20 protein-coding genes are annotated in these 22,222 nt (G+C 70.9%); 12 read left to right on the top strand and 8 right to left on the bottom strand.

What is annotated here, in order from left to right; genetic code table 11:
- Positions 1 to 655: 655 nt before the first annotated feature.
- The gene (locus tag miv_RS08930) at positions 656 to 2,434 is read right to left on the bottom strand and encodes a glucan ABC transporter ATP-binding protein/ permease (protein ID WP_048427584.1); all 1,779 of its coding nucleotides are present in this window, start codon (positions 2,432 to 2,434) and stop codon (positions 656 to 658) included.
- Positions 2,435 to 2,711: 277 nt separating this feature from the next.
- On the opposite strand from miv_RS08930, the gene miv_RS08925 reads away from it, so the two are divergent.
- The 3 genes from miv_RS08925 (at position 2,712) to miv_RS08915 (ending at position 5,457) form a co-directional block, all read left to right on the top strand.
- Positions 2,712 to 3,485, top strand: a complete 774-nt coding sequence (locus tag miv_RS08925; protein WP_048427583.1) for a motility protein A — start codon at positions 2,712 to 2,714, stop codon at positions 3,483 to 3,485.
- 104 nt (positions 3,486 to 3,589) lie between these two features.
- Positions 3,590 to 4,423: an OmpA/MotB family protein gene (locus miv_RS08920; RefSeq protein WP_048427582.1), complete on the top strand. Its 834-nt coding sequence runs from the start codon at positions 3,590 to 3,592 to the stop codon at positions 4,421 to 4,423.
- Between the two features lie 80 nt (positions 4,424 to 4,503).
- Positions 4,504 to 5,457, top strand: coding sequence for a class I SAM-dependent methyltransferase (locus tag miv_RS08915; RefSeq protein ID WP_207182326.1), 954 nt, complete (start codon positions 4,504 to 4,506; stop codon positions 5,455 to 5,457).
- A gap of 45 nt (positions 5,458 to 5,502) precedes the next feature.
- Here the strand turns inward: miv_RS08915 and miv_RS08910 are convergent, their stop codons facing one another.
- Positions 5,503 to 6,021 carry a CAP domain-containing protein gene (locus miv_RS08910; RefSeq protein ID WP_048461361.1) on the bottom strand — a complete coding sequence of 173 codons (519 nt, stop codon included), beginning with the start codon at positions 6,019 to 6,021 and terminating at the stop codon, positions 5,503 to 5,505.
- The gene (locus miv_RS08905) at positions 6,018 to 8,660 is read right to left on the bottom strand and encodes a DUF3772 domain-containing protein (protein WP_207182324.1); all 2,643 of its coding nucleotides are present in this window, start codon (positions 8,658 to 8,660) and stop codon (positions 6,018 to 6,020) included. Before miv_RS08905 ends, miv_RS08910 begins: the two co-directional genes overlap by 4 nt.
- Positions 8,661 to 9,338: 678 nt before the next feature.
- Here miv_RS08905 and miv_RS08900 point away from each other — a divergent pair.
- The 3 genes from miv_RS08900 to miv_RS08890 all read left to right on the top strand — a co-directional run bounded on the left by miv_RS08900 (position 9,339) and on the right by miv_RS08890 (position 11,273).
- Positions 9,339 to 9,887 carry an HNH endonuclease gene (locus tag miv_RS08900; protein WP_048431169.1) on the top strand — a complete coding sequence of 183 codons (549 nt, stop codon included), beginning with the start codon at positions 9,339 to 9,341 and terminating at the stop codon, positions 9,885 to 9,887.
- Positions 9,888 to 10,031: 144 nt separating this feature from the next.
- Positions 10,032 to 10,418: a hypothetical protein gene (locus tag miv_RS08895; RefSeq protein ID WP_207182323.1), complete on the top strand. Its 387-nt coding sequence runs from the start codon at positions 10,032 to 10,034 to the stop codon at positions 10,416 to 10,418.
- Positions 10,419 to 10,559: 141 nt separating this feature from the next.
- Positions 10,560 to 11,273, top strand: coding sequence for a DUF4142 domain-containing protein (locus miv_RS08890; protein WP_058616862.1), 714 nt, complete (start codon positions 10,560 to 10,562; stop codon positions 11,271 to 11,273).
- 591 nt (positions 11,274 to 11,864) lie between these two features.
- On the opposite strand, the gene miv_RS08885 is transcribed toward miv_RS08890, so the two are convergent.
- On the bottom strand, positions 11,865 to 12,479 hold the full coding sequence (locus miv_RS08885) for a DUF4142 domain-containing protein (RefSeq protein ID WP_048461364.1): 615 nt from the start codon (positions 12,477 to 12,479) through the stop codon (positions 11,865 to 11,867).
- 232 nt (positions 12,480 to 12,711) lie between these two features.
- On the opposite strand from miv_RS08885, the gene miv_RS08880 reads away from it, so the two are divergent.
- The 4 genes from miv_RS08880 to miv_RS08865 all read left to right on the top strand — a co-directional run bounded on the left by miv_RS08880 (position 12,712) and on the right by miv_RS08865 (position 16,042).
- On the top strand, positions 12,712 to 13,236 hold the full coding sequence (locus tag miv_RS08880; RefSeq protein ID WP_244276520.1) for a Spy/CpxP family protein refolding chaperone: 525 nt from the start codon (positions 12,712 to 12,714) through the stop codon (positions 13,234 to 13,236).
- Between the two features lie 265 nt (positions 13,237 to 13,501).
- The gene (locus miv_RS08875; RefSeq protein WP_053221143.1) at positions 13,502 to 13,855 is read left to right on the top strand and encodes a hypothetical protein; all 354 of its coding nucleotides are present in this window, start codon (positions 13,502 to 13,504) and stop codon (positions 13,853 to 13,855) included.
- A gap of 144 nt (positions 13,856 to 13,999) precedes the next feature.
- Entirely contained in the window at positions 14,000 to 14,863 is an 864-nt protein-coding gene (locus tag miv_RS08870; RefSeq protein ID WP_058616864.1) for a branched-chain amino acid aminotransferase, read from the top strand.
- 87 nt (positions 14,864 to 14,950) lie between these two features.
- Positions 14,951 to 16,042: a calcium:cation antiporter gene (locus miv_RS08865; RefSeq protein ID WP_420865476.1), complete on the top strand. Its 1,092-nt coding sequence runs from the start codon at positions 14,951 to 14,953 to the stop codon at positions 16,040 to 16,042.
- A 19-nt stretch (positions 16,043 to 16,061) separates the two neighbouring features.
- Here the strand turns inward: miv_RS08865 and mscL are convergent, their stop codons facing one another.
- A complete protein-coding gene (mscL, locus tag miv_RS08860; protein ID WP_048431089.1) occupies positions 16,062 to 16,472 on the bottom strand; it encodes a large conductance mechanosensitive channel protein MscL in 411 nt (136 codons plus the stop codon).
- A gap of 120 nt (positions 16,473 to 16,592) precedes the next feature.
- Here mscL and tam point away from each other — a divergent pair, with 120 nt between their 5' ends.
- Together tam and miv_RS08850 are read left to right on the top strand one after the other, a co-directional pair.
- Positions 16,593 to 17,366, top strand: a complete 774-nt coding sequence (gene tam / locus miv_RS08855) for a trans-aconitate 2-methyltransferase (protein WP_207182321.1) — start codon at positions 16,593 to 16,595, stop codon at positions 17,364 to 17,366.
- A 187-nt stretch (positions 17,367 to 17,553) separates the two neighbouring features.
- A complete protein-coding gene (locus miv_RS08850; RefSeq protein ID WP_207182319.1) occupies positions 17,554 to 18,678 on the top strand; it encodes a glycosyltransferase family 2 protein in 1,125 nt (374 codons plus the stop codon).
- A gap of 11 nt (positions 18,679 to 18,689) precedes the next feature.
- On the opposite strand, the gene miv_RS08845 is transcribed toward miv_RS08850, so the two are convergent.
- From miv_RS08845 to pssA, 3 genes are all read right to left on the bottom strand, one after another.
- Entirely contained in the window at positions 18,690 to 19,490 is an 801-nt protein-coding gene (locus miv_RS08845; protein ID WP_207182317.1) for a class I SAM-dependent methyltransferase, read from the bottom strand.
- A complete protein-coding gene (locus miv_RS08840) occupies positions 19,487 to 20,716 on the bottom strand; it encodes a DegT/DnrJ/EryC1/StrS family aminotransferase (protein WP_207182315.1) in 1,230 nt (409 codons plus the stop codon). The genes miv_RS08845 and miv_RS08840 overlap by 4 nt, the downstream gene beginning before the upstream one ends.
- A gap of 640 nt (positions 20,717 to 21,356) precedes the next feature.
- Positions 21,357 to 22,205 carry a CDP-diacylglycerol--serine O-phosphatidyltransferase gene (gene pssA, locus miv_RS08835; RefSeq protein WP_058616869.1) on the bottom strand — a complete coding sequence of 283 codons (849 nt, stop codon included), beginning with the start codon at positions 22,203 to 22,205 and terminating at the stop codon, positions 21,357 to 21,359.
- Positions 22,206 to 22,222: the final 17 nt, after the last annotated feature.

The following is a 22,222-nucleotide window of genomic DNA, read 5'->3' as shown; positions in this document are numbered from 1 at the left end:
TTGTTAAGGCGCCGTTATGGACGGCTGCGCCTCCCAGTTCCGACGCAGGATCGTGTTGCTGATTGTTGCCCACATACAAGCAGACATGCAGCGCCCGAGAAACAAATCAATATCGAATGAGATATATTCTCCGATAGTTCGAAGTCGATCCGCCATCCTCCCGGGAGATCATCCCTCTGCCATGAGGCATGTCGACCCGATCCTCGGGACCGGAGCTTGGAGAGATCAGAAGGAGGATCGAATCGTCCGGTCAGCGACGCAGGGGACGGATCGTCGACCCGGCCGAGACTATCGGCGGAGCGGCGATCACGCATCGTCCCGGGATCGCCGATATGAAAGCCGACGAAGCGTTCGAGAAAAATTCAAGGTCCCCACGAGCCCGTGCGACCGGCTCGACAGAACAAATACGCTTCGCGCCGCTCCGGGGCCGCGGAGTGTAAGCGGAATTCGGACATTCGGCCGTTCGATGGTGAAACTGGAACTTGGCCGTTCCGTCCTCGACCCTCCGCGGTTCTGGAGTCCGGGCTCCGCTGTCGCGGACCCGGAAAGACGCGGAGGATGGGACATCCTTCGATGCCACCCGGGGCGATCCGCCGCCATCCGGGCGAACCGCGAGGGGCCGGACCGAGCGGGGGACGGGATCCCGCCCCCAGCCTCACGCCGCCAGGGCGTAATCCGCCTCGGGCTCGGCCGCGGCCATGAACTGGGCCCGGGCGAGGGCGGCGAAGCGGCCGCCCTCGGCTACCAGTTCGTCGAAGGTGCCGCTCTCGACGATGCGGCCCTCGTGGAAGACCAGGATGCGGTCGGCGTCGCGGATCGTCGCGAGGCGGTGGGCGATCACGAAGGTGGTGCGCCCCTCCATCACGGCGTCCAGCGCGCCCTGGAGCTTGCGCTCGGTGGTGGCGTCGAGGGCGCTCGTCGCCTCGTCGAGGATCAGGACCGGCGGGTTCTTCAGGAGCGCCCGGGCGATCGAGAGGCGCTGACGCTCGCCGCCGGACAGCGAGCGGCCGCGCTCGCCGATGACCGTGTCGAGCCCGTCGGGCTGGCGCGCCATGAACTCGGAGGCCTGGGCACGCTCCAGCGCGTCGAGCATCTCGGCGTCGGTGGCGTCGGGCCGGCCGACCTGGAGGTTCTCGCGGATCGAGCGGGCGAACAGCATCGGCTCCTGGAAGACGACGCCGATGTTGTGGCGCAGCGACGAGAGGCCGATGTCGCGCAGATCCTCGCCGTCGATGCGGATCGTGCCGGCATCGGGGTCGAAGGCGCGGTGGAGAAGCCCCAGGGTCGTCGACTTGCCCGAGCCGGTGGTGCCGACGAGCGCCACGGTCTCGCCGGCGCGGGCCGTGAACGACACCCCGTCCAGCGCCGGGCGGCGGCCGTCATAGGAGAAGCGCACGTTCTCGAACGCCACGTCGCCGTCGAGCCGCGCCACTGACCTAGCGCCGGGCCGGTCGTGGACGGCCGGCACCGTGTCGAGGATCTCGAAGAATTCCTGCATCTTCGGCGCCTGCAAGAAGAGGCTGTTGACGAAGGCGACGACCTGATCGAGCCGGGCGACCAGCATGGTGGCGAGGCTCATGAACGACACCACGTCGCCGACGGTGGCCAGCCCATGGCCGTGCAGCACGATGCCGGTGACGAAGATCGCCGTCATGGTCAGGGTCGCCGAGGCGCGGGTGGCGACCGAGGCGAGCGCCCACCAGGACAGGACCGGGATCTGGGCCGCGAGGAGATCGCGGATGATGCCGTGCATCGCCTCCTTCTCGGCCTTGGCGCGGGTGAAGGACTGGATCACCGCGACGTTGCCGAGCGCGTCGGAGGCATGCGCCGCGAGGCCCGAATGATAGGCCTCGACCTCGCCCTGCAGGGTCTCGGTGCGGCGCAGGACGAAGGTGGTGAGCGCGGTGAACACCACCATCAGGGCGACCAGGATCGAGCCGAGCTGCCAGTTGAGGAAGAGCGTCATCGGCAGGAGCACGACGAGGGAGACGAGCGCCGCGCAATGGTCGCGGAAGAAGCCGAGCCAGGTCGCCGCCATGCCGCTCGTCCCCTCCAGCATCGCCTTCAGCACCCGGCCGGAATGGTTGGCCGAGTGGAAGGCGAGCGGCAGGTCGAGGACGTGCTCGAAGTAGTTCGCCATCGCCGTGAGCCGGCTGCGGTGGGTGAGCCGGTCGGCATGGAGCGCGATCAGCACCCCGGCCCCGATCGAGAACAGCCCGAACCCGACCCAGAGGGCGACGAGGCCGAGCAGGCTCGACGTGCCGGCGCCGCCGGCCGGCATGTGGGTGAGGCGGTCGATGATGCGGCCGAACAAGACCGGCTCGGCGAAGGCCGCCACCGCCAGGGCGACGTTGGCGGCGGTGAGCAGCGCGCCGAGGCGCAGATCGGACCCGAGCTGGCCCATGACCCGAACGTAGAGCCTGATCAACCGCATGGACGGTGAACCCTGATGAAATGACCCTGTCCGCGGCCCTGGCCCTCGCCCGCCGCCTGCCCCGCGCGCGGCCTTGTTGTGGCGGCCGTTCGATCGCATGGACGATGTCATAACGGGTTCTCGCTGAACGGCGCATGACGGCGCAGGGTCGCGGCGGCGGGCACCTTTACGCTTCGTTGAGCCTGTTGGACGTAATCTGACGCCAGGACACACGCGACGTCCGGCCCACGCCCTGCGACCGGGGACGTGCGGCGGCGCATGAAGAGGCCGAACCCAGATGGATATCGCAACCGGCGCCGGCCTCGTCGGCGGCATCGCGGTCGTGTTCGTGCTGATCATGATCGACGGCGGCAACTTCGCCGCCTATTTCGACAAGCACGCGGTGATCGTGATCTTCGGCGGCGCCACCGCCGCCACCATGCTGCGCTTCCCGTTCTCGGTCATCGTCCACGGCGTGCCGATGGGCCTGCGCTACGCCTTCAACATGCGGGCGATCCGCCCGCGCGACCTGATCGACGAGATCACCAAGATCGCCGACGTGGTCAAGCGCCAGGGCCCGATGGCGCTGGAGAGCCTCGAGATCTCGGACCCGTTCCTGGCGCAGGGCGTGCGCTACATCGCCGACGGCTACGACCGCGAGTTCATCCGCGACACGATGGAGCGCGACCGCGACAACTTCCTGATGCATCTCGACGAAGGCTCGAAGGTCTACCGCGCCTTCGGCGACTGCGCCCCGGCCTGGGGCATGATCGGCACGATTCTCGGCATGGTGACGATGTTCGCCAACATGTCGGACCCCTCGAAGCTCGGCCCCGCCATGGCGACCGCGCTGCTCGCCACGCTCTACGGCGCGCTCATCGCCAACATGATCACCCTGCCGATCGCCGACAAGCTCCACGTCAAGCTCGAGGAAGAGGACGTGTCGCGCTCCCTCATCATCGACGGGGTGCTGCTGATCCGCGACGCCAAGAGCGCGTCGCTCGTGCGCGAGATGCTGATCGCCTACCTGCCGCACAATCATCGTGAGGACATGGCCGCCGAGGCGGCCTGACGCACTGTGAGGACATGGCCGCCGAGGCGGCCTGACGCACCGCGCGGACGGGGCCGGCAGGCGGCCTGCACCACGGGCATTCGCCCTTCGAGGAGACCTGAGCGGTGGCCAGAAAGAAGCGGGGCGGGGCCCATGGCGGTCACGGCTGGTTCGTGACCTTCGCGGACCTGATGGCGCTGTTGATGAGCTTCTTCGTCATGATCGCCGCCTACTCGACCCAGGACCAGAAGAAGCTCCAGGCGGTGGCGGGCTCGATGCGCGACGCCTTCGGCACCAACCGGGAATCGCGCTTCAACGGCATCATCGAGAAGAACGGCCTGCCCTCGGCCACCAAGCTGCGCGACGTCCGCGACATCCCGCCCGAGAAGGCTTCCGACCGGGCCGAGCCGCCGACCGACGACGAGGTGCTGGCCGACGGCATCTCGCATAACGGCTACAAGGACGGCTTCGGCCTCGCCATGACGTCCCTGCGCCAGGCGCTGCAGGACCTGCCGGAGATCGCCGAATTGTCGAAGAGCATCGTCATCGAGGTGACGGCGCGGGGCCTCGACATCTCGCTCGTCGACCAGGACAACCGCTCGATGTTCCCCGAGGGCTCGACCCGGCCGAACGACCGGACCCGCCAGGTGCTGGAACGGATCGTCCCGACCCTGCGCCGGCTGCCCAACCGCATCGCGGTGACCGGCTACACCGCCGCCGACCGTCCCGGCCGCCGCTCCGCCGCCCCGCCCTGGGAGCTGTCCGCCGGCCGCGCCGTCAGCGTGCGGGAGATCCTGGCGAGCAACGGCCTGCCCGCCGACCGCTTCGCCTCGGTCTCCGGCAAGGCCGACACCGAGCCGCTGTTTCCCGACAATCCCTACCTGCCGGCGAACCGCCGGGTGACCGTGACGCTGATGAACGAGGCGCCGCCGACCCCGCGGGGCCTGGGGTTCCCGTAAGCGGGCTCTGCCCGGAGGCGCCCGCGGGAATCGCGGCGCGCCCTCCCCTCCCGCCACCCCGCGACAGACGAGATGCGCCCGTGACCCCGGACCGCCTTGATCCCACCGCGCCGGCCGCGCTCCTCGACGGGCTCACGGGCCGCGACTGTCCGGTCTGCGGCGCGCCGGAGCGCGGCGCGCATCCCTTCCTGTCGGCCTCGATCGATCCGGCCCGGATCGGCACGCTGAGCTTCGCCTCCCGCAAGCCGCCCGAATACATGTCGTTCCGCCTCGTGCGCTGCGGCACGTGCGAGACCGTGTTCGCCGCCGAGGCCCCGAGCGCCGAGGCCCTCGCCCACGCCTACCGGGAGGCCGGCTACGACAGCGCCGAGGAGGCGCGCTTCGCCGCCCGCACCTACGCCGAGGCCCTGGCGCCGTATCTGCGCCCGGCGCATCGCGGCGGCACCGCCCTCGAGATCGGCGCCGGGAGCGGGATCTTTCTGCGCGACCTGCAGCGGCTGGGCTTTGCCGAGGTGATCGGGATCGAGCCCTCGCACGCCGCGGCGGAAGCCGCCCCGGCCGGCCTCCGCCCGCATCTGCGGATCGGGGTGTTCGAGCCCGGCGAGCACGCCCCCGGCAGCCTGTCCCTGATCTGCTGCTTCCAGACCCTGGAGCACGTCCCCGATCCCCGCGCCCTGACCCGGGCCGCCTACGACCTCCTGCGGCCCGGCGGGCTGATCGCCTTCGTGACCCACGATTACCGGGCGCCGATCAACCGGCTGCTCGGCCGCCGCTCGCCGATCATCGACATCGAGCACATGCAGCTCTTCTGCCCGGCGAGCCTGCGCCGGCTGCTCGGCGAGGCGGGATTTGGCGACATCGCCATCGGGGCGATCCGCAACCGCTACCCGCTGCGCTACTGGCTGCGCCTGCTGCCCCTGCCCGGCCGGCTCAAACCCGCCACACTCGCCGCGGCGGAGGCGCTCGGCCTCGGCGGGCGGGGGGTGGCGCTCAACGTCGGCAACCTCATGAGCGTGGCGCGAAAGCCGGAGTGAGGCGCGCGCGGACCGGCCGAGCCCGTCGACCGTCTTGGCGGGTGCCTACTTCGCCACCAGCAGCGCCCAATACACCTTGTACTTCGAGCCCGGCGCGTAGGCCGTCGCGATGCCCATCCGGGTCGCGGTCGGATCGAGCATCACGGCGTTGTGGGACGGGCTCTCGCGCCAGCCGGAAAACGCCTCGGCGAGGGTGTGGTAGCCGGCCGAGAGGTTGGCGCCGGGCTCGGGGAAGCCCATCCGGGCCGCCACGGTCTTGACGATGTCGGCCTGGCTCGGGCGGCCGGCGGCCGCCATGGCGGCGCTCTCGGTCTCGGCGAGGCGCTGGAGGCCGGGATCGAGGGCGAGCGGCGGGAGGCCCTTGTTGCTGCGGTAGGCCGCGATCATGTCGCGGGCGGCGCCCGCATCGATCTGGGCGCCCGTCGCCGCCATCGGCCAGTACAGGCTCGGTCCCGCCCCCGCCGCGCTCGGCACCCGCGTCGCCTCGGTCGCCGAGCAGGCGGCGAGGCCGGCCGGGAGGACCAGGAGGGCGAGGCGCCTCAGCGCGGCGGGGATGGCGGTCACGGCACGGTCTCGGGGGTTCTGCGGCGCTCGGCCTCGGGGTCCGGGCGAGTCTCGGGACGGCTCTCGGGGCGGACGGCGCCGGGCAGGGTCATGCGGGCGATCTGCCCCATGGCGTCCTGCATCGCGTCGAGCCCCTGAACCGTGACGATGCTCGATCCGGGTCCGAGATTGGGGATGAGACCGCCTTCCGACAAGGTCTTGAACACCGCGAAGTTGAGGTCGCTCTGCACTTTCGCCTGCGAGCCGACGTCGGTGATCATCGCGATCAGCTCGAATTCGAGGAACGGATCGCCGATCTTGCGGAAGACCACCCGGGGCGGCGGCTCCTTGAGCACGTCGGCATGGGCCTTGGCGCAGCCGACGATCAGCTCGGCGGCATGGACCGGGTCCTGGTTGCGCAGGACGCTGACCGTGATCGTGACCCGCCCGGTGCGGTCGCCCCGCACCCGGTTCTTCACCACGCCGGAGATCAGGTTCGAATTCGGCACGATCACCGCCGAGCGGTCGAAGGTCTGGATCTCGGTCGAGCGCACGCTGATGCGGCGGACATAGCCCTCGTTGTCGCCGATCACCACGAGGTCGCCGACCCGGATCGGCCGCTCCCAAAGCAGCAGGAGGCCGGAGACGAAGTTGTTGACGATCGATTGCAGGCCGAAACCGATACCGACCGACAGGGCGCCGGCCACGATGGTGAGCTTCTCGAGGCTCAGGCCCAGATACGAGAAGGCCAGCGCCAGGGTGAGCAGGAAGCCGACATAGCCGCTCACCGTCGAGATCGAGTTGCGCAGGCCCGGATCGAGGTCGGTGGCCGGCAGGTAGGTGTTTTCGAGCCAGCGCTGGATCGCCTTGGTGATGACGAGGCCCAGCGTAAACAGCCCGATCGCGATGGCGATGGTCGAGAGCGAGATCGTGACCCCGCCGACCGTGAAGCCGAAGAACGCGGCCTGCGCCCAGCTGAACAGGTCGGTCGAATCGACGCCCCAGGAGGCCAGCAGCAGCACGCCGGCGGCGGTGAGCAGCACCACCCGGACGAAGCCCGAGATCAGCACCGCGATCTGGTTGAGCGAGCGCTTGCGCAGGCCGGTATTGGCCTGGAGCGTCGTGGCGATGCGGGAATCGTCCTGGAGGGCGGAGGCCACCACGGCGTCGACGCTCGCGATCGCCAGGTAGAGCATCGCCGCCGCGATCGCGGTCCACATCAGCTGGTCGATCAGGAACGACGACAGGGCGATGTAGCCGACGAGCGCCGAGACGCCGATCGCCGCCACCACGATCCAGCCGAGGATGCGGAGCGGTCCGCCGATGCCGGTGGTCGATTCGGCGGCGATGTAGGGGCCGAGGCAGGCCTCGTCGGCCTCCTCGGCCCGGGCCGCGAAGCGGCGCAGGCCCTCGGCCAGCACCACCGCGACGACGGCGGCGAACACGCCCTTGGTGACGATGGTGATCGGCAGGCTGAGCGAGATGCCCTCGTTCAGCCCCTCGATCGTGCGCCCGACCGCGATCACCGAGGCGATGGCGAGGATCAGGCGGTTCAGCCGCTCGGCGGTGGCGTCGGTCATCGCCACGAGGCGCCAGGCCGGGCGGTCGGGCGAGAGCAGCGCGTCGGCCATCGCCTCGACCACCGCCACGAAGGCGAGCGAGGCGACGATCCGGTGCGCGGCGGGCAGGAGGCGCACCGGCAGCAGCTCGGTGACGTCGAGGGTGTAGCCGACGAGGAAGCTGCCGAGCACCGCCGGCACGGCGCCGACGAGGAAGACCCGCCAGGCCGCCATCACCCGGGCGAACCGGGTCGGCTGCCCGTCGGTCGCCGAGCGGTGGCCGACCCGCGGGGCGATGTGCCGGCGCCCGACATAGAGCGCCACCGAGATGCCGATCGCGAGCGCGAGCAGGACGAGGTTGAGGGCGGTCCCGCGGCGCTGGACCTGGACGACCGAGTCGTCGAGGGAGGATTTCAGCGCCCGCAGGTCGCGGCCGTAATCGCTCGTGGCGCGCAGCCACAGGCTCGGGCTCACCAGGCCGTCGGTGCGCTCGAACAGGGCGCGGGTGAAGGCGGCCCGGCGGCGGTTGCTGATCTGGTCGGTGATCTGGTCGCTCTGGACCAGGAGCGAGCGGGCGAGCCGCAGGGTGTCGTCGATCTCGGCGACGCCGGCCTCGCGCTGGGCCCGCTCCTGCGCCACGTCGGCGCCCTCGGGCTCCTTGGGCTTGGGCCCGAGCTGGTTCAGCCGCTCCTTGGCCGCATCGAGCCGGGGGCCGAGCTGGTCGACGACCTGGCGCAGCCGGTCGGCCACCGGCGGGATGCCCTCGCGCAGGAGGGCGAGGTCGTCCTTGTTCAGCTCGCGATGGGTCAGGGCCTGCTCGCGCTGGTCGAGGTCGGCCTTCTCGGCGTCGAGCTGGGCGCGGATCTGCTTGATCTGCTCGGAGATCGGGGTCTGGGGCGGCGGGGTCGCGGGCTTGGCGGGTTCCGCAGGCGCGGCGGGCGGAGCCGCCGCGGGCTGGGCGGCCTTCGGATCACTCTTCCCGGTCGGCGCCTGGGCGACGACGGCCCGCTCCGGTTTCGCCGCGGGCCCCTGCGCGGCCGCGAGCCCGGGGCTCAGCAGGGCCGCAGCCAGGGCGATCGTCCATCGGCGAAGCTGTCTCATGCGCATTCCTTCTCACCGGCGTCTCGTCATCCACATCGCTCGCCCCGTCCCTGCCCCGCCACGCCGTCCTGGCGGACGAGGGTGGCGCGGCAGCGCGGCCCGTCGTCGGCCCGCTCCGGGGCGGCCCGGCCAGCCCCCGCCCAACTAGGTCATCGGGGCCGGACGGTCGAACGCGACGGGCCCGGCCCATCGCGGATCAATGGGGCGAAAATCGGTGCCGGGCGGTCCCTGCCGCAACGGAACAGGACCGGGCGTCGCGCAAGGCACCGACCAAGGCCCCGACGGGGGAGCGGGCGGGAGGCCGTCCCTGTGGAGCGCGAAACCGGTGGGGCGTGACGAGACGCCCCGAGCCGAAACCTTCACAACCCTGTCATGCTGCTATTAGACTAAGCCCTCGATGGACACGGCCTTTTCGTTCTGCTGCGGGAGGATGGCGGTGATCGCGCCTCATCGGCAGCCCAGACGGCGACCGGCTCGCAACCCGGCCGCGCCGCACGGCGCGCGCTCCCCGAGCGGCCGTGGCGGCCATCCGGCGTGTCCTCCGACACTTCCCCCCACTCTTCCCGACCGGCTCGGAGGGTAGGCGATGGTCCCCATCTCCTCTCCTGGCGAGCACCGCGAGGACCGGCATCGCGCCGGCCCCCTTCGCTGCGGTCGGCCCGTCGCCAGGGCAGGATGATGCTGGATCTTCAAACCCTCGTGCTCAACGCGGACTATCGGCCGCTCTCCTACAATCCGCTCTCGCTGTGGTCGTGGAAGGATGCGTTCACGGCCCTGTTCCTCGACCGCGTCACCCTGGTGGCGAGCTACGACGTCGAGGCACGCTCGCCGAGCCGCTCCCTGCGGGTGCCGAGCGTGGTGGCGCTCAAGAGCTACGTCGCGATGGCGCGCAGCCCCGCCTTCACGCGCTACAACATCTACCTGCGCGACACGTTCTCGTGCCAGTATTGCGGCCTGCGCCTGCCCTCGGGCGGCCTGACCTTCGACCACGTGGTGCCGCGCTCCCGCGGCGGCCTGTCGAGCTGGGAGAACGTCGTCGCGGCCTGCAGCCCTTGCAACCTGCGCAAGGCCAACCGCACGCCCGAGGAGGCCGAGATGCCCCTCCTCAACGAGCCGCGCCGGCCGAGCCGCCACGAGCTGCACCGCCGCCAGCCGGAATTCGACCACCGCCAGTACCACCACACCTGGATCGACTACCTGTACTGGGACAGCGAGCTCGAGACCTGAGGCGAGGGTGAGTCCGGCGGGATCGGCTGGTCGCCGGCCCCCTCCCGTACGGACACCCTGGAGGGAGCCGCCCGGTTTGGGCTACACGCTGGTGGCTTGATCCGCCCCGGCCGCGACGCGCGGCCCGCCAGCGCCGAAAGCCGCATGCCGCACACGACCGTGACCGACGCGCCCGCCGCCCCCGCCACCGCCCGTCGCCGCGACTGGCCGGGGCTCTTCCTGCGCGCCGTGCTCTCGCTTTTTCTCGGATTGCCCCTGGGCGGGGTGCTCTTCGCCCTGACCGGGCTCGGGATCGCCGTCGTCAACGACGACCCGATCCTGCAGCATCCGTGGCTGCTGGCCTTCCGCACCCTGTCGGCGGCCGTCTCCTACGTGTTCCTCGGCGGCTTCGCCTGGACGCAGGAAGGCGGCTACGTCAGCCTGCACGGCTGGTACGGCGCCGGCGTCGTGCTGGCCTTCGCGCTGATGAGCCGGCCGTGGCGGCGCTGGACGCGGCGGGCCGAGCCGGAGGCGTGGCCGCGCCGGGCGTGAGGACGCGCGCCGCGTGATAGTGCCGCGGTCGCCGCGTCGGGTTCCGGCGCGGCGGAACGCCGGCATGGCGAGAAAATTACTCCCCCCGAGCATCCGGGGCCGAGAGCGCCGGGTTGCGCGTCCCGACCCGGAGCCCCGTTCATGCACCGTCGCCACCTTCTCGCCGGCCTCGTCTCCGCCACAGCCGCCCTGGCGGTCACCCGTACCGCCGTCGCCCAGCCGGTCGCGGCGGGCGCCATGCCGACCCCCGCCTACCTGGCGATGGCCACCAAGGGCGGCCTCTTCCTCGAGAACTCCGCCCGGGACGCCTATGCCAAGACCGGCAACCCGCGGGTGAAGCGCTTCGCGCGGGCGGAGGTGACCGAGCAGGTCAACCTCGCCAACAAGATCGATGCGGTCACCGGCGGCACCGTGGCGGTGCCGGTCGGCGGCGGCCGACCGGGCGGCGGCCTGGCAGGCCCCGACGGCCTCGTCGGCGGCCTGGTGGCGGCGCCCCTCGCGGTGGCGGGCGGCGTGGCCGGGGCGGCCGGGGCGGCCGCCGGCACCGTCGGCGGAGTTCTGGGCGTTCCGGGTCCCGGCGGCGGGGCACCCGGCGGAATGACCTCGGACGAGCAGAAGTCGCAGATCCTCGGCCGGCTCTCCGGCCTCCAGGGCGGTCCGCAATACGACGCGGCCTTCGTCGATGCCTCGCTCCAAGGACACCGCGAGGCGCTGATGCTCCACGGCTCCTACGCCCAGAACGGCGAGGACCCGGCGCTGCGCCGCATCGCCCGCAGCGCCGTGCCGCTGATCCGGCTGCACATCTCGCAGCTCTCCCAGATGCAGCGGATGATGGGCGGCGCCGCCGAGGGCTGAGCCGCAGCCAGTCAGAGCCTGATGGCGGACGTGTCGGATGCAGCGTGTCCGCCATCGCTTCGTCCGCCATCGCTTGCCCGTCTCGGATCCACGACGGGCAGGCCCGACGAAGATGGCACGAGACGCCGCGAGCCGGGGCCTCGCATTGAGAACTGTTTGATCGACTTACCCTGTCGATCTGGCGCCGGCATTACCGCTTCACTGCGTCATCCTGGGGCCGCGCAGCGGAACCCAGGATCCATAATCGCTGACGGTGGAGAATCAGGCGATCAGCGTCCCGTCTCTTCCTGATTCGTCAGCGGTTCTGGATCCCGGGTTCCCGGCTACGCCGGACCCAGGATGACGATGGAGGGTTTTGGGTCCACTCTCGCAATCAAAAAGGCTCCGGGAGAGAACGGACGCCTTCAGACAGGGTGCCGCTGCCGACAACGCCGGTGTCGAACGCCGATACCGCCGCACCGGGCGAGCGGCCCCGGCAGCCGGAGGCTGCCCGCGACGGCTGGAAGACGGGCGATCACGCGCGGCGTTCGTCACGCCGCACGCGAACCGTCACGCGCCCTCGAACGCGACCGTTCGAGGGCGCAGTCGCCGTCAGTCCTTGAGGGCCTTCTCGATCTCGGTCAGCAGCGCCAGATGCTCTCGGATCTGGCCGCGGGCGAGCTTGGCGACGCCGAGATTCTCCCGGTCCCTGCCGGAGGCGAGGTAGGTCTCCTGGATCTTCAGGAGCGCCTGGTGGCCCTCGATCTGGCCGCGGAGATACTCGCGGTCGAAGGCCTTGCCGGACTTGGCCTGGTCGAGCTTGTCGAGCATCGCCTTGCCCTTGGGATCGAGCTGGCCGGTGACCTCGGGCTCGGCGGGCGGCTTCACCTGGCCGGTGGCGACCTGGGCGGGATCGCGCATCGCCTTGAGCACGTCGGCGATGGTCTCCTGCTCGGCGACCTCCAGGCGGGCGAACTGCTTGACGTGCTCGTCAGAGGCCTTGGTCAGGGCGACGCGGCTCGCCGCCAGGGACGCCGAGCCGGCCGCCAGGGTGTCGGCGGCGTGCTTGGCCTCGGCCTCGCCCATCCGGGCCCCGGTATTGCCGGTCGCCGCGGCAGTGGGACCGCCCTGCGGCTGCGCGAAGGCGACGCCGGCGAGGGACGGTATCGCCACCGCCGAGACGATGGCGGAGACGACGAGGCGGCGGTGAAGGGAAGGAGCGTGCATGGGAATACCTCGGCTGTGGTGCCAATAAACACCCTGGGAGTATTGGGCTCGCGAGCCAACGAACCGATCGTGATCCGGTTTCAGCGTGACCTGACGTGAAACGCGTCCCGGCGCTCCGCACGGTCGGGCGCCGCATGACGAAACCGTCATCCTCCGGCGAGGTGGAGGTCATGGGGCGAAATCCATTCTGCGACCTCGGCGGCCTGTCGGGCCGCCAGGCGAGGACCGTGTCATGCGACGCACTGTGACCATCGGGGCCTTGGCGGGGCTCCTGAGCGCCGGGATGCTCGACGGCGTCCTGGCGCAGACCATGGACGGGACGCAGCCGATCCGGGTCGCCCATGCCGGCAGCCGGGCGGACGGCCCGGACGGGCGGCGCAGTCCCCGCGGCGAGGACGCGAAGGCCTTCGCCGAGGCCCGCGTGGCGGCTCTGCATGCCGGCCTGGCGCTCACCCCGGACCAGGAGAAGCTATGGCCTCCGGTGGCGGAGGCCCTGCGCGACCTCGCCACGCTCAACCGGACGCAGCGCGAGGCCCGGCGCGAGCGCGGGCACGACCCCGCCGCGCAGGATGCTCCCGATGCCATCCGGGCCCGGGCGGACGCCCTGAATGCCCGGGCCGACGCGCTCCGCAAGCTCGCCGATGCCTCGCAGCCGCTCTACGCCACCCTCGACGAGGCGCAGAAGCAGCGCGCCGCCCTGCTGAGCCGGCCGATCGGCGGGCCGCACGGCCCGCATCGGCACCACCGCGACGACTGATCCATCCCCCCGTCCCCGCGTCTCCCACGCCGCCCCGGCTCCCGCCGCGGGCGGCATCTCCGCATGCGCTCGCAACATTCGGCGCAATCCGCACGCAATCCAGTTGTGCCATACAGGTGGGCACGGCGAATCGGGGGCAGTCCCGGGACGTCGCGGAGGAGATGCGCCGCGCCGAGGCTCGCGCGACCGCCCCGGGTCCCGGACGGGCCGGGTCGGACCGAGGAGCAGCCACGGCGGACCGATCGGCGACCAGCGGGAGAGGCAGATGGGCAACGTCATCCGTCCGGATTTCCAGCGTGCGGCCAAGGACCCGGCCAAAAGGGATCCGGATCGGGCCCGGGGCGAGGCACGCAAGCCGGGCCGCGCCGGCAGCCCGGCGCAGTATGTCCGGTGCTACGGCGAGATCGGCGCCCACGCGGTGTCGCTGGTGCGCGACAGGGCGAGCCCGGAGGGCGACGTCTACGCGGTCGTGATCGACACGCCCGACGGGCAGATCGGCCCGGTCGGCGTCGAGCCGGCGACCCCGGACGGCCTGTTCGACGCCGACCGCATCGGCCTGGCGGTGGTGCGCACCCTCGAACTTCTGGCCCGACGCCCCGGCGACTTCGACGTCGCGTAGACCCTCGATCCGGTTTCCCGGCACGAACGGGCGGCCCGACCTGCGGCCGGGTCGCCCCTCCCCTTCCCGGGCCGAAGATCTCCCGGCGTGGACAGCCGGCGCCACCCCGCGCCATCATGCCGGGGACGGGAACGGGAGCGCGACATGGCCGGGACGGCACGGGAAGAGACCTGGACCTATTTCGAGGGTGCCTGGCACCCGGGCAACGTGCGGATGATGGGGCCGCGCACCCACGCCGCCTGGCTCGCCTCGATGGTGTTCGACGGCGCCCGCGCCTTCGAGGGCGTGACGCCGGACCTCGACCTCCACCTCGCGCGGGTCAACCGCTCGGCCACGGCGCTCGGCCTCGAGCCGGTGGTGACACAGGAGACCTGGGCCGCCCTGGTGCGCGAGGGCCTGGCGCGGTTCGCCCCCGATGCCGCGCTCTACATCCGGCCGATGTACTGGGCCGAGTCCGGGCTCGGCGGCGCCGTGCGGATCGACCCGGCCTCGACCGCCTGGTGCCTGTGCCTCTACGAGGCGCCGATGCCGCCGCCGACCGGCTTCACCGCCACCCTGTCGCCGTTCCGGCGCCCGACCGCCGATTCCGCACCCCTCGACGCCAAGGCCGGCTGCCTCTACCCGAACGGCGCCCGGGCGATCGCGGAAGCCGCCTCCCGCGGCTTCGGCAACGCCCTGATGCGCGACGCGCTGGGCAACGTCGCCGAGTTCGCCACCGCCAACGTGATGATGGCGCGCGACGGCGTGGTCTACACGCCCGTCGCGAACGGCACGTTCCTGGCCGGCATCACCCGCGGCCGGGTGATCGCGCTCCTGCGCGAGGCCGGGGTCACGGTGGTCGAGACGACGTTGACGGTGGACGACCTGATGGGCGCCGACGAGGTGTTTTCGGTCGGCAACTACGCCAAGGTCGTGCCGGTGACGGCCCTCGACGACCGGACCTTCGCGCCCGGCCCGCTCTTTTCCAAGGCCCGCGAGTTGTACTGGGCCTTCGCGCACCGGCAATGAACGAGCAACATTAAGCCTTGACGCCGGGCCTCGCGCGACCCTTGTGGCGGGCAGGGCAGTCGGAGGGCGTTCGGGACGATGATGGTCGTGCGGTTGGGAGTGGCGTGGGCGACGGTGGCGGCCTTCGCGGTGTTCGGCGGCGGCTGGCTCGGCGGGCTCGACGCGCCGCTGGTGGCCGCCGGGCTGTTCGCCTGGCTGTTCGCCGTCATCCTGTGGTCGGCCTTCGGGGTGGTGCACGAAGCCGAGGAGCTGGCCGACCGCCTGGGCGAGCCCTACGGCACCCTGATCCTGACCCTCTCGATCGTGGTGATCGAGGTGGCGCTGGTCGCCGCCGTGATGCTGGGCGCCAAGGCCGCGCCGACCCTCGGGCGCGACACGATGTTCGCCGTCATCATGATCGTGATGAACGGCCTCGTCGGCCTCGGCCTGATCCTCGGCGGCCTGCGCCACCACCGCCAGAACTACAACCTCGACGGGGCGGGCGCGTATCTCGCGGCGATCATCCCGCTCACCACGATCGCCCTCATCATCCCGAACTTCACCACCTCGACCCCCGACGGGTCGCTGACGGTGGTGCAGGCGGTGGCGTTCTCGGTGCTGACGGTGGTGCTCTACGGCATCTTCCTGCTGCTCCAGACCGGGCGCCACAGCGACTTCTTCCTCGACTTCGTGAAGCCCGGCGCCGACGCTCCGGAGGCCCGCGCCGCCCATCCGGATGCCGGCAGAGGCGCGATCCTGCGCCATGCCGGCCTGCTCCTCGTCAGCCTGCTGCCGATCGTGCTCCTGTCGAAGAGCCTGGCGGCGATCCTCGACCACGGCATCAAGGCGCTGGGCGCACCCTCGGCGCTCGGCGGCGTCATCATCGCCGCCATCGTGTTCACCCCGGAGGGCATCAGCGCCGTCAAGGCGATCCGCCGCGACCAGCTCCAGCGGGCGATCAACCTGTGCCTCGGCGCCGTCACCTCGACGGTCGGCCTCACCGTGCCGGCGGTGCTCGCCATCGGGCTGATCTCGGGCCAGCGGGTGGTGCTGGGCCTGGCCCCGGCCGAGATGGCGGTGCTGGCGATGACGCTGCTCCTCAGCGTCATCACCTTCTCGCGCCAGGGCACCACGGTGCTGGAGGGCGCCGTCCACCTCGTGGTGTTCCTCGCCTACCTGACGCTGATCTTCAGCCCGTGACGCCGGTCCGGCGCGGCGGTCAGCGCCGTGCCGCCAGGAGGTCGCGGATCTCGGCGAGCAGCCTCACCTCGGCGGGGTCTTCCTTCTTCACCTCCTCGCGCCGCTGCAGCTGGTTCATGGCGCGGATCACCATGAACAGCACGAAGGCGACGATCAGGAAGTTCAGCGCCACGGTGATGAACTGGCCGTAGCCGATCACCGCGCCCTGCTTCTTGGCCTCCGCGTAGGACAGCCCGGTCTGCACCTTCGAGGACAGCGGCAGGTAGTAGTTCGAGAAATCGAGCCCGCCGGTGATCGCGCCGACCGCCGGCATGATGACGTCCTGGACGAGCGAGGTGACGATGGCGCCGAAGGCCGCGCCGATCACCACGCCGACCGCGAGGTCGACGACATTGCCCCGCAGGGCGAACTTCTTGAATTCCTCGAGCATGTCCGTCGGATCTCCGCGGGGGCTGCCGCCCGGGCAGGCCTGCCGCGCACGGCACGGCGTCGCGCGGGCGGACCGATCCCGGTTAAGCTGGAGCGGAAGACGAATCCGGGGAGTGTCGCGATGACGGATTGGGATGCGGGCCGGTACCTGGCCTTCGCCGACGAGCGGACCCGGGCGGCCGCCGACCTCCTGGCGCGGGTGCCGCTGACCTCGCCCGCCCGGGTAGCCGATCTCGGCTGCGGGCCCGGCAACAGCACGGCGCTCCTGGCGGCGCGCTACCCCGATGCCGCGATCACCGGCCTCGATTCCTCGCCGGCCATGCTGGCCGAGGCGCGCCGGACGCTGCCGGACCGCACCTTCGTCGAGGCCGACCTCGCCGCCTGGGAGCCCGAGACCCCGCCCGACCTGATCTACGCCAACGCCGTGCTGCAATGGCTGCCCGACCACGCCGCCCTGCTTCCGCGCCTCGCGGGGTTCCTGGCGCCGGGCGGCTGCCTCGCCGTGCAGATGCCCGACAACCTCGACGAGCCCTCGCACCGGCTGATGCGGGAGGTCGCCGCCGAGGCGCCGTTCCGCGACAGGCTGGCCGGTGCGGCCGGCGCCCGCACCACGCTGGGCCGCGTGCAGGACTACGACACCTGGCTGTCGCGGGCGGGCTGCGGCGTCGATCTGTGGCGCACCACCTACATCCACCCGCTCCCCGGCCATCGCGGCATCGTCGAGTGGGTGCGATCGACCGGCCTGCGGCCGTTCCTGGCGCCCCTCGCCCCGGACGAACAGGCCGCCTACCTCGCCCGCTACGAGGCCGCCCTGCGGGACGCCTATCCGGCGCAGGAGGACGGGCGGGTGCTGCTGCCGTTCCCGCGGCTCTTCCTGGTGGCGCGGCGGCGCTGAGCGCCGCGACCGGAGAGCGATCATCACATCGTCGTCATGCCGTCGACGCCATGGCGAAAGCGGTGGCGCCAGTCCGGGGGACCACCTAAACCGCTCGCCGGGGGCGGCGTAGAGATCGCGTGCGAGCGGTCGCCGTTCCGGCGCGTGCCCCTCCACCGGCCGGACTTGCCAGGGATATCGATCGTCGATGCAGATCCACCTGTATTGCATGTGCCTCAACGAGGCGAAGATCATCCCGTATTTCCTGTCGCATTATCGCGATATCGCCACCAGGATCCACGTCATGGACAACGGGTCCAGCGACGACAGCCTGCATCTCCTGGCGGGCGACGAGCGGATCACGGTTGCGCAGGTGAAGACCCAGCACGAGTCCTTCGCCGACACCTACACGTCGCTGATGAACAACGCCTGGAAACCGTCGCGGACGAGCGCGGACTGGGTGATCACGGCGGAGATGGACGAGCACCTCCATCATCCGGACCTGCCGGAATATCTCCGGCAATGCCGGGCGGACGGGGTCACGCTGCTGACCTGCGTCGGCTACAACATGATTGCCGAGGCGTTCCCCACCGATCCGCGGCCCCTCTGGCGCCAGATCGTGCGCGGAGCCCGCGCCCCGGATTACGACAAGCCGGCGGTGTTCGACCCGCAGGCGATCGCCGAGATCAATTACCGCCACGGCCGCCACGCCGCCGACCCGACGGGCCGCATCAGACCCGAGGCGCGACGGCAGGTGAAGCTCCTGCACTACAAGAGCCTCGGGCTCGACTACGTCTGCGAGCGCAACGATACGCTCGCGGTCGGCCTCAAGGCGGTCGACATCCAGAACCGGCGCGGCGCGCATTACCTGCGCGACCGCGCCCAGACCCGGGCCGACTTCGAGACGATCCGCGCCCAGGCCCGCCGGGTGCCGGGCCTGCGCCTCGACGGCGGGGTGCCGGAGCCGACCTTCGAGGACGAGATCGACCTGCTGGACCGTTCAGGCCTGTTCGACCCGGTTCATTACCTCGCCCACAACCGCGACGTCGCCTCGGCGGGCATCGATCCCCTGGTGCATTTCTGCACCTTCGGGTGGCGCGAGGACCGGAGCCCCAACACGCACTTCAAGCCGCACTGGTACCACAGGATCTACGGGAACGAGGTTTCGGGGGAGGTCAACCCGCTGCTGGACTACATCGTCGAGGGGGAGCGACTCGGCCGCTTTCCGGCCCCGGACTTCGACCCGGAGCTCTACCGGTTGGCGCAGCGTCTGGCCCCGGGCGAGAGTCCGCTGCGCCACCTGCTGGCATCCGAGCGCCGGTCGAAGGCCTGACCGCCGGAAGGTCAGGCCGGGTCGCGGTAGCCCCAGGCCAGGATGTGCTTGCCCGCATCCGTCAGCGCGGGCACCTCCTGCAGGCGGCGCTCCAGGGCGAGCACACCCTCCTCGTCGGCGCGGATCGCGGCGGCGCAGCCCTCGCGCCCCTGGGCGCTCGCCGTGACCAGGATCCCGCAGGCCTCGACCCGCGCGAGGCCCGCCTCCCGCAGGAGCGCCGTGATGCGCCCGGCATCGAACAGGTGGACGCCGGAGCGTCGTCCGGCATGGGCGAAGACGCCGCAGCCCTCATCGAGGCGTACCAGCGCCTCCTCGCCCCGGCCGAGGCGCAGGAGCTCGAAGGTCAGGGCAATGCTCGAATCGACGAGGACGCAGACGGGGGCACCGGGCCGGGCCCAGCGCACGAAGCGCGCCAACGCCCCCCGCGGGTCGGCGGCGTATTGCAGCGATCCCATGGCCAGGACCGCATCGGCCCCGGCCTCCGGGAGCGGAGCGTCCTCCATGGTCTCCGGCCGCAGGATGAAGCCGTCGGCGAGGGCGGACTTGCCCGAGAGAACCGCCCGCATCTCCGGCGAGGGCTCGATGCCGACGACCTCATGTCCGAGGGCGCGCAGCCGCTCGGCATTGCGGCCGGTGCCGCAGCCGACATCGACGACCCGGCCGGGCGTCGGCGGCAAGAGGGCGGCCACCCGTTCCCAGGCGAGGCGCTCGTAGACCCGGCGCATCGGCTCGGTGTCGAAGCTGCGGTCGTAATCGCGGGCGAAGGCGTCGTAGAGCGCCACCGCCTCGGCCGCGGTCGGGCGATGGGTCATCGGTCGATCTCTCGCCAGATTGCCCGCAGCGTGGCCGCGATGCGCTGCACGTCCGTGACCGTCATCGTGTCGTGCAGGGGCAGCGACAGCATCCGGTCCGCCACGGCGTCGGTCACAGGGAGCGGGCCGGACCGGCAGGTCTGCCGGAAATACGGCTGGGCGCCGAGATGCGGATCGTAATAGGCCCCGATCTCGATCCCCGCCGCCGCGGCGCGGCGGATCACCGCGTCGCGCCCGGCACGGCCCCGCGCCGGAACGAGAGCCGGCAGAAAGACGTGCGCCTGGACCGCGATGGCGGCGCGCTGGAACGAAAAATCCGGCAGCATCGCCCGATAGGCCGCGGCCAGCGCCTCCCGGTGCGCCACGATCGCCGCCAGCCGGTCGAGCTGGACGAGGCCCATCGCCGCCGTCACCTCGTTCAGCTTGGCATTGAGTCCCGGCATTGCCGCCGATCGGCCCGACGCGAAGCCGAAATTCGCCATGACGCGCAGGTCGCGGATCCGGTCCGGGTCCGCGGAATAGACGAAACCGCCCTCGAGCGTGGCAAAGGGCTTCGTGGCGTGCATCGAGAAGACGCTGGGCCAAGCCTGCCCGGTGCCGAGGTTCAGTCCCGCGCAATCGCGGCTGCCAACCGCCGCCGCCGCATCGACCACGACGGCGGCCCCCGTTGCGCGGGCCATGCGGTCGTAATGCGCGAAGTCGACCGGGGCGCCGAACGTCGTGCACGGCACCATCACGGCGATCTCCTCGCCGTAGCGAGCGACCAGTTCCTGCTCGGCGCCGGGCGCGGCAAGCCAGGTCTCGGGGTCGATGTCGCAGAGCAGCGGGGTGAGGCCGCACCACAGGGCGGCCTGCGCGGTGGCGGCGAAGGTGAAGGCCGGCATCAGGGCGTAGCGCCGCCGCGGATCCGGCGCGCCCACCGCCTGCCGGATCGCCAGCATCAGCCCGAGTGTCGCGTTGCAGACGGTGACGCAGACCCCGACGTCCCCGAACATCTCCCGGACCAGCGCTCGCTCGAGCCGTTGGTTGATCGGGCCAAAATTGGAGAATCGGCCGATGGCCTCGATCTCCTGGAACAGTCCCGTCAGTTCGCTCAACCGTGGCGGATTGGGATTGATGAGACGGACCTGCCCGGCCTCCTGCTCCGCACGGGAATGGACGGCAACCGTCGGTACAGCGAAGTCCGGCGGATCACCGGGAATCGGGGCAGGTTCCTCTGGTTGCATCGACGCCCATTATTCTCGGCCTGATTCCAGACAAAACTGAAAATCGATCACTTGGAACAGCTAAATTCCCTTACCGCAGATCCCGCAGAGGCTCCAAATCAAATTTCTCGGCCGTATCCGTTCACTATTTAGAGATCACGGCCGGGAGAGGTACTGCGACCCGAGTTCCGATGACCTGAACGAATTCGCTGCTCGCCCCGAGACTAGAGCATCGAACGCCAATAGGAAAAACAGGACCATGGGACGGGGCGCCCTGCTTCCGATCCCTGCCGCCAAGGTCTCGCAGCACCGTCACGGTCGGATGCCACGCTCAGGACACGGACCAGAGTGTTGGGCAGGACCAAGCCTGGACGGTGAGACCTTGCGGTTGGGCACAATGCGCAAGCAGCAACTCGTCGTGACGCGATCGATCGACGCGGCAGTGCCGGCGACTCCGCGGAAAAATCGCGGGGGCGAGACGCAAGATTCGGCCCGGGGCGAGCGGGAAGGCCGGACGTTCCAGCACGCCGGCCCGCGATGCGACGTCGGGCCACGGGTGTTCGGTGACGTGCATTCGGTGGCGTGGGCTGCCCCGCGCAGCGTCGGGGATGGAGCCCGAGTGGATTCGGCCCCGCCCCGGCGCGATCGAACCGCTGCGGAACTACACCGCCGACGCGTCCTCGCCCGCCGCCTCGGCCTTGAGCCGGCGCCGGTACTGGTTGGCGCCGATCGGGATCGCGCAGAGGTAGCCGAGGCTCAGGAGCGCCAGGATCTCGAACGGGAAGCTGATCAGGAGCCCGAACGCCGCCACCGTCACGACGAAGATCGGCAGCACGTATTCCCGCGGCACCCGCTTGCCGATGGTCTTGCCCGAGAAGGTCGGCACCGTGGAGATCACCATGAGGGCGATCACCAGCATGTAGATCAGCGCGACGGGCGCGAGGCTCGGCGCCATCTCGAAGCCGAGGAAGTGCAGGTAGAGCGGCAGCATCACGGTCAGCGCGCCGGCCGGAGCCGGCATGCCGACGAAGAAGTTCTTCTTCCATTCCGGCCGGTGAGGATCGTCCAGCATCACGTTGAAGCGGGCGAGCCGCAACGCCATCGCGATGGCGAAGATCAGGGCGACGATCCAGCCCAGCGACTTCAGGTTGTGCAGCACGAAGCTGTAGAGGATCAGCGCCGGGGCGCAGCCGAAATTGACGAAATCGGCGAGCGAGTCGAGCTCGGCGCCGAAGCGCGAGGTGCCCTTGAGCAGGCGCGCCACCCGCCCGTCGACCCCGTCGAGCACCGCGGCGGCGACGATCGCGATCACCGCCGGCTCGAACTTGCCCTCGAAGCCGAAGCGCACGGCGGTGAGCCCGAGGCACACCGCCATCAGGGTGATCATGTTGGGGATGATCATCCGCACCGGCACCGGCTTGAACCGGCGCGACTTCGGTTCGACCGACTTCGAATCGGTCGATTTGGGCTCGTTCGGCTCGGGCGCGAAGGGCGGGAAGAGGTCGTCCATCTCGGGTCCCTCCCCTG

The sequence above is a fragment of the Methylobacterium indicum genome (assembly GCF_017347565.1).
GTDB classification, from domain to species: Bacteria; Pseudomonadota; Alphaproteobacteria; order Rhizobiales; family Beijerinckiaceae; genus Methylobacterium; species Methylobacterium indicum.
The sequence above is the reverse complement of the archived record's forward strand: the minus strand, read 5'-3'. Positions and strand labels throughout refer to the sequence as shown.

Bases quoted from the DNA above. Each gene is read 5' to 3' on its own strand.
- miv_RS08930 (WP_048427584.1), bottom strand. From the start codon at position 2,434: ATGCGGTTGATCAGGCTCTACGTTCGGGTCATGGGCCAGCTCGGGTCC.
- miv_RS08925 (WP_048427583.1), top strand. From the start codon at position 2,712: ATGGATATCGCAACCGGCGCCGGCCTCGTCGGCGGCATCGCGGTCGTG.
- miv_RS08905 (WP_207182324.1), bottom strand. From the start codon at position 8,660: ATGAGACAGCTTCGCCGATGGACGATCGCCCTGGCTGCGGCCCTGCTG.
- miv_RS08900 (WP_048431169.1), top strand. From the start codon at position 9,339: ATGCTGGATCTTCAAACCCTCGTGCTCAACGCGGACTATCGGCCGCTC.
- miv_RS08895 (WP_207182323.1), top strand. From the start codon at position 10,032: ATGCCGCACACGACCGTGACCGACGCGCCCGCCGCCCCCGCCACCGCC.
- miv_RS08890 (WP_058616862.1), top strand. From the start codon at position 10,560: ATGCACCGTCGCCACCTTCTCGCCGGCCTCGTCTCCGCCACAGCCGCC.
- miv_RS08885 (WP_048461364.1), bottom strand. From the start codon at position 12,479: ATGCACGCTCCTTCCCTTCACCGCCGCCTCGTCGTCTCCGCCATCGTC.
- miv_RS08880 (WP_244276520.1), top strand. From the start codon at position 12,712: ATGCGACGCACTGTGACCATCGGGGCCTTGGCGGGGCTCCTGAGCGCC.
- miv_RS08875 (WP_053221143.1), top strand. From the start codon at position 13,502: ATGGGCAACGTCATCCGTCCGGATTTCCAGCGTGCGGCCAAGGACCCG.
- miv_RS08870 (WP_058616864.1), top strand. From the start codon at position 14,000: ATGGCCGGGACGGCACGGGAAGAGACCTGGACCTATTTCGAGGGTGCC.
- mscL (WP_048431089.1), bottom strand. From the start codon at position 16,472: ATGCTCGAGGAATTCAAGAAGTTCGCCCTGCGGGGCAATGTCGTCGAC.
- tam (WP_207182321.1), top strand. From the start codon at position 16,593: ATGACGGATTGGGATGCGGGCCGGTACCTGGCCTTCGCCGACGAGCGG.
- miv_RS08850 (WP_207182319.1), top strand. From the start codon at position 17,554: ATGCAGATCCACCTGTATTGCATGTGCCTCAACGAGGCGAAGATCATC.
- miv_RS08845 (WP_207182317.1), bottom strand. From the start codon at position 19,490: ATGACCCATCGCCCGACCGCGGCCGAGGCGGTGGCGCTCTACGACGCC.
- miv_RS08840 (WP_207182315.1), bottom strand. From the start codon at position 20,716: ATGCAACCAGAGGAACCTGCCCCGATTCCCGGTGATCCGCCGGACTTC.
- pssA (WP_058616869.1), bottom strand. From the start codon at position 22,205: ATGGACGACCTCTTCCCGCCCTTCGCGCCCGAGCCGAACGAGCCCAAA.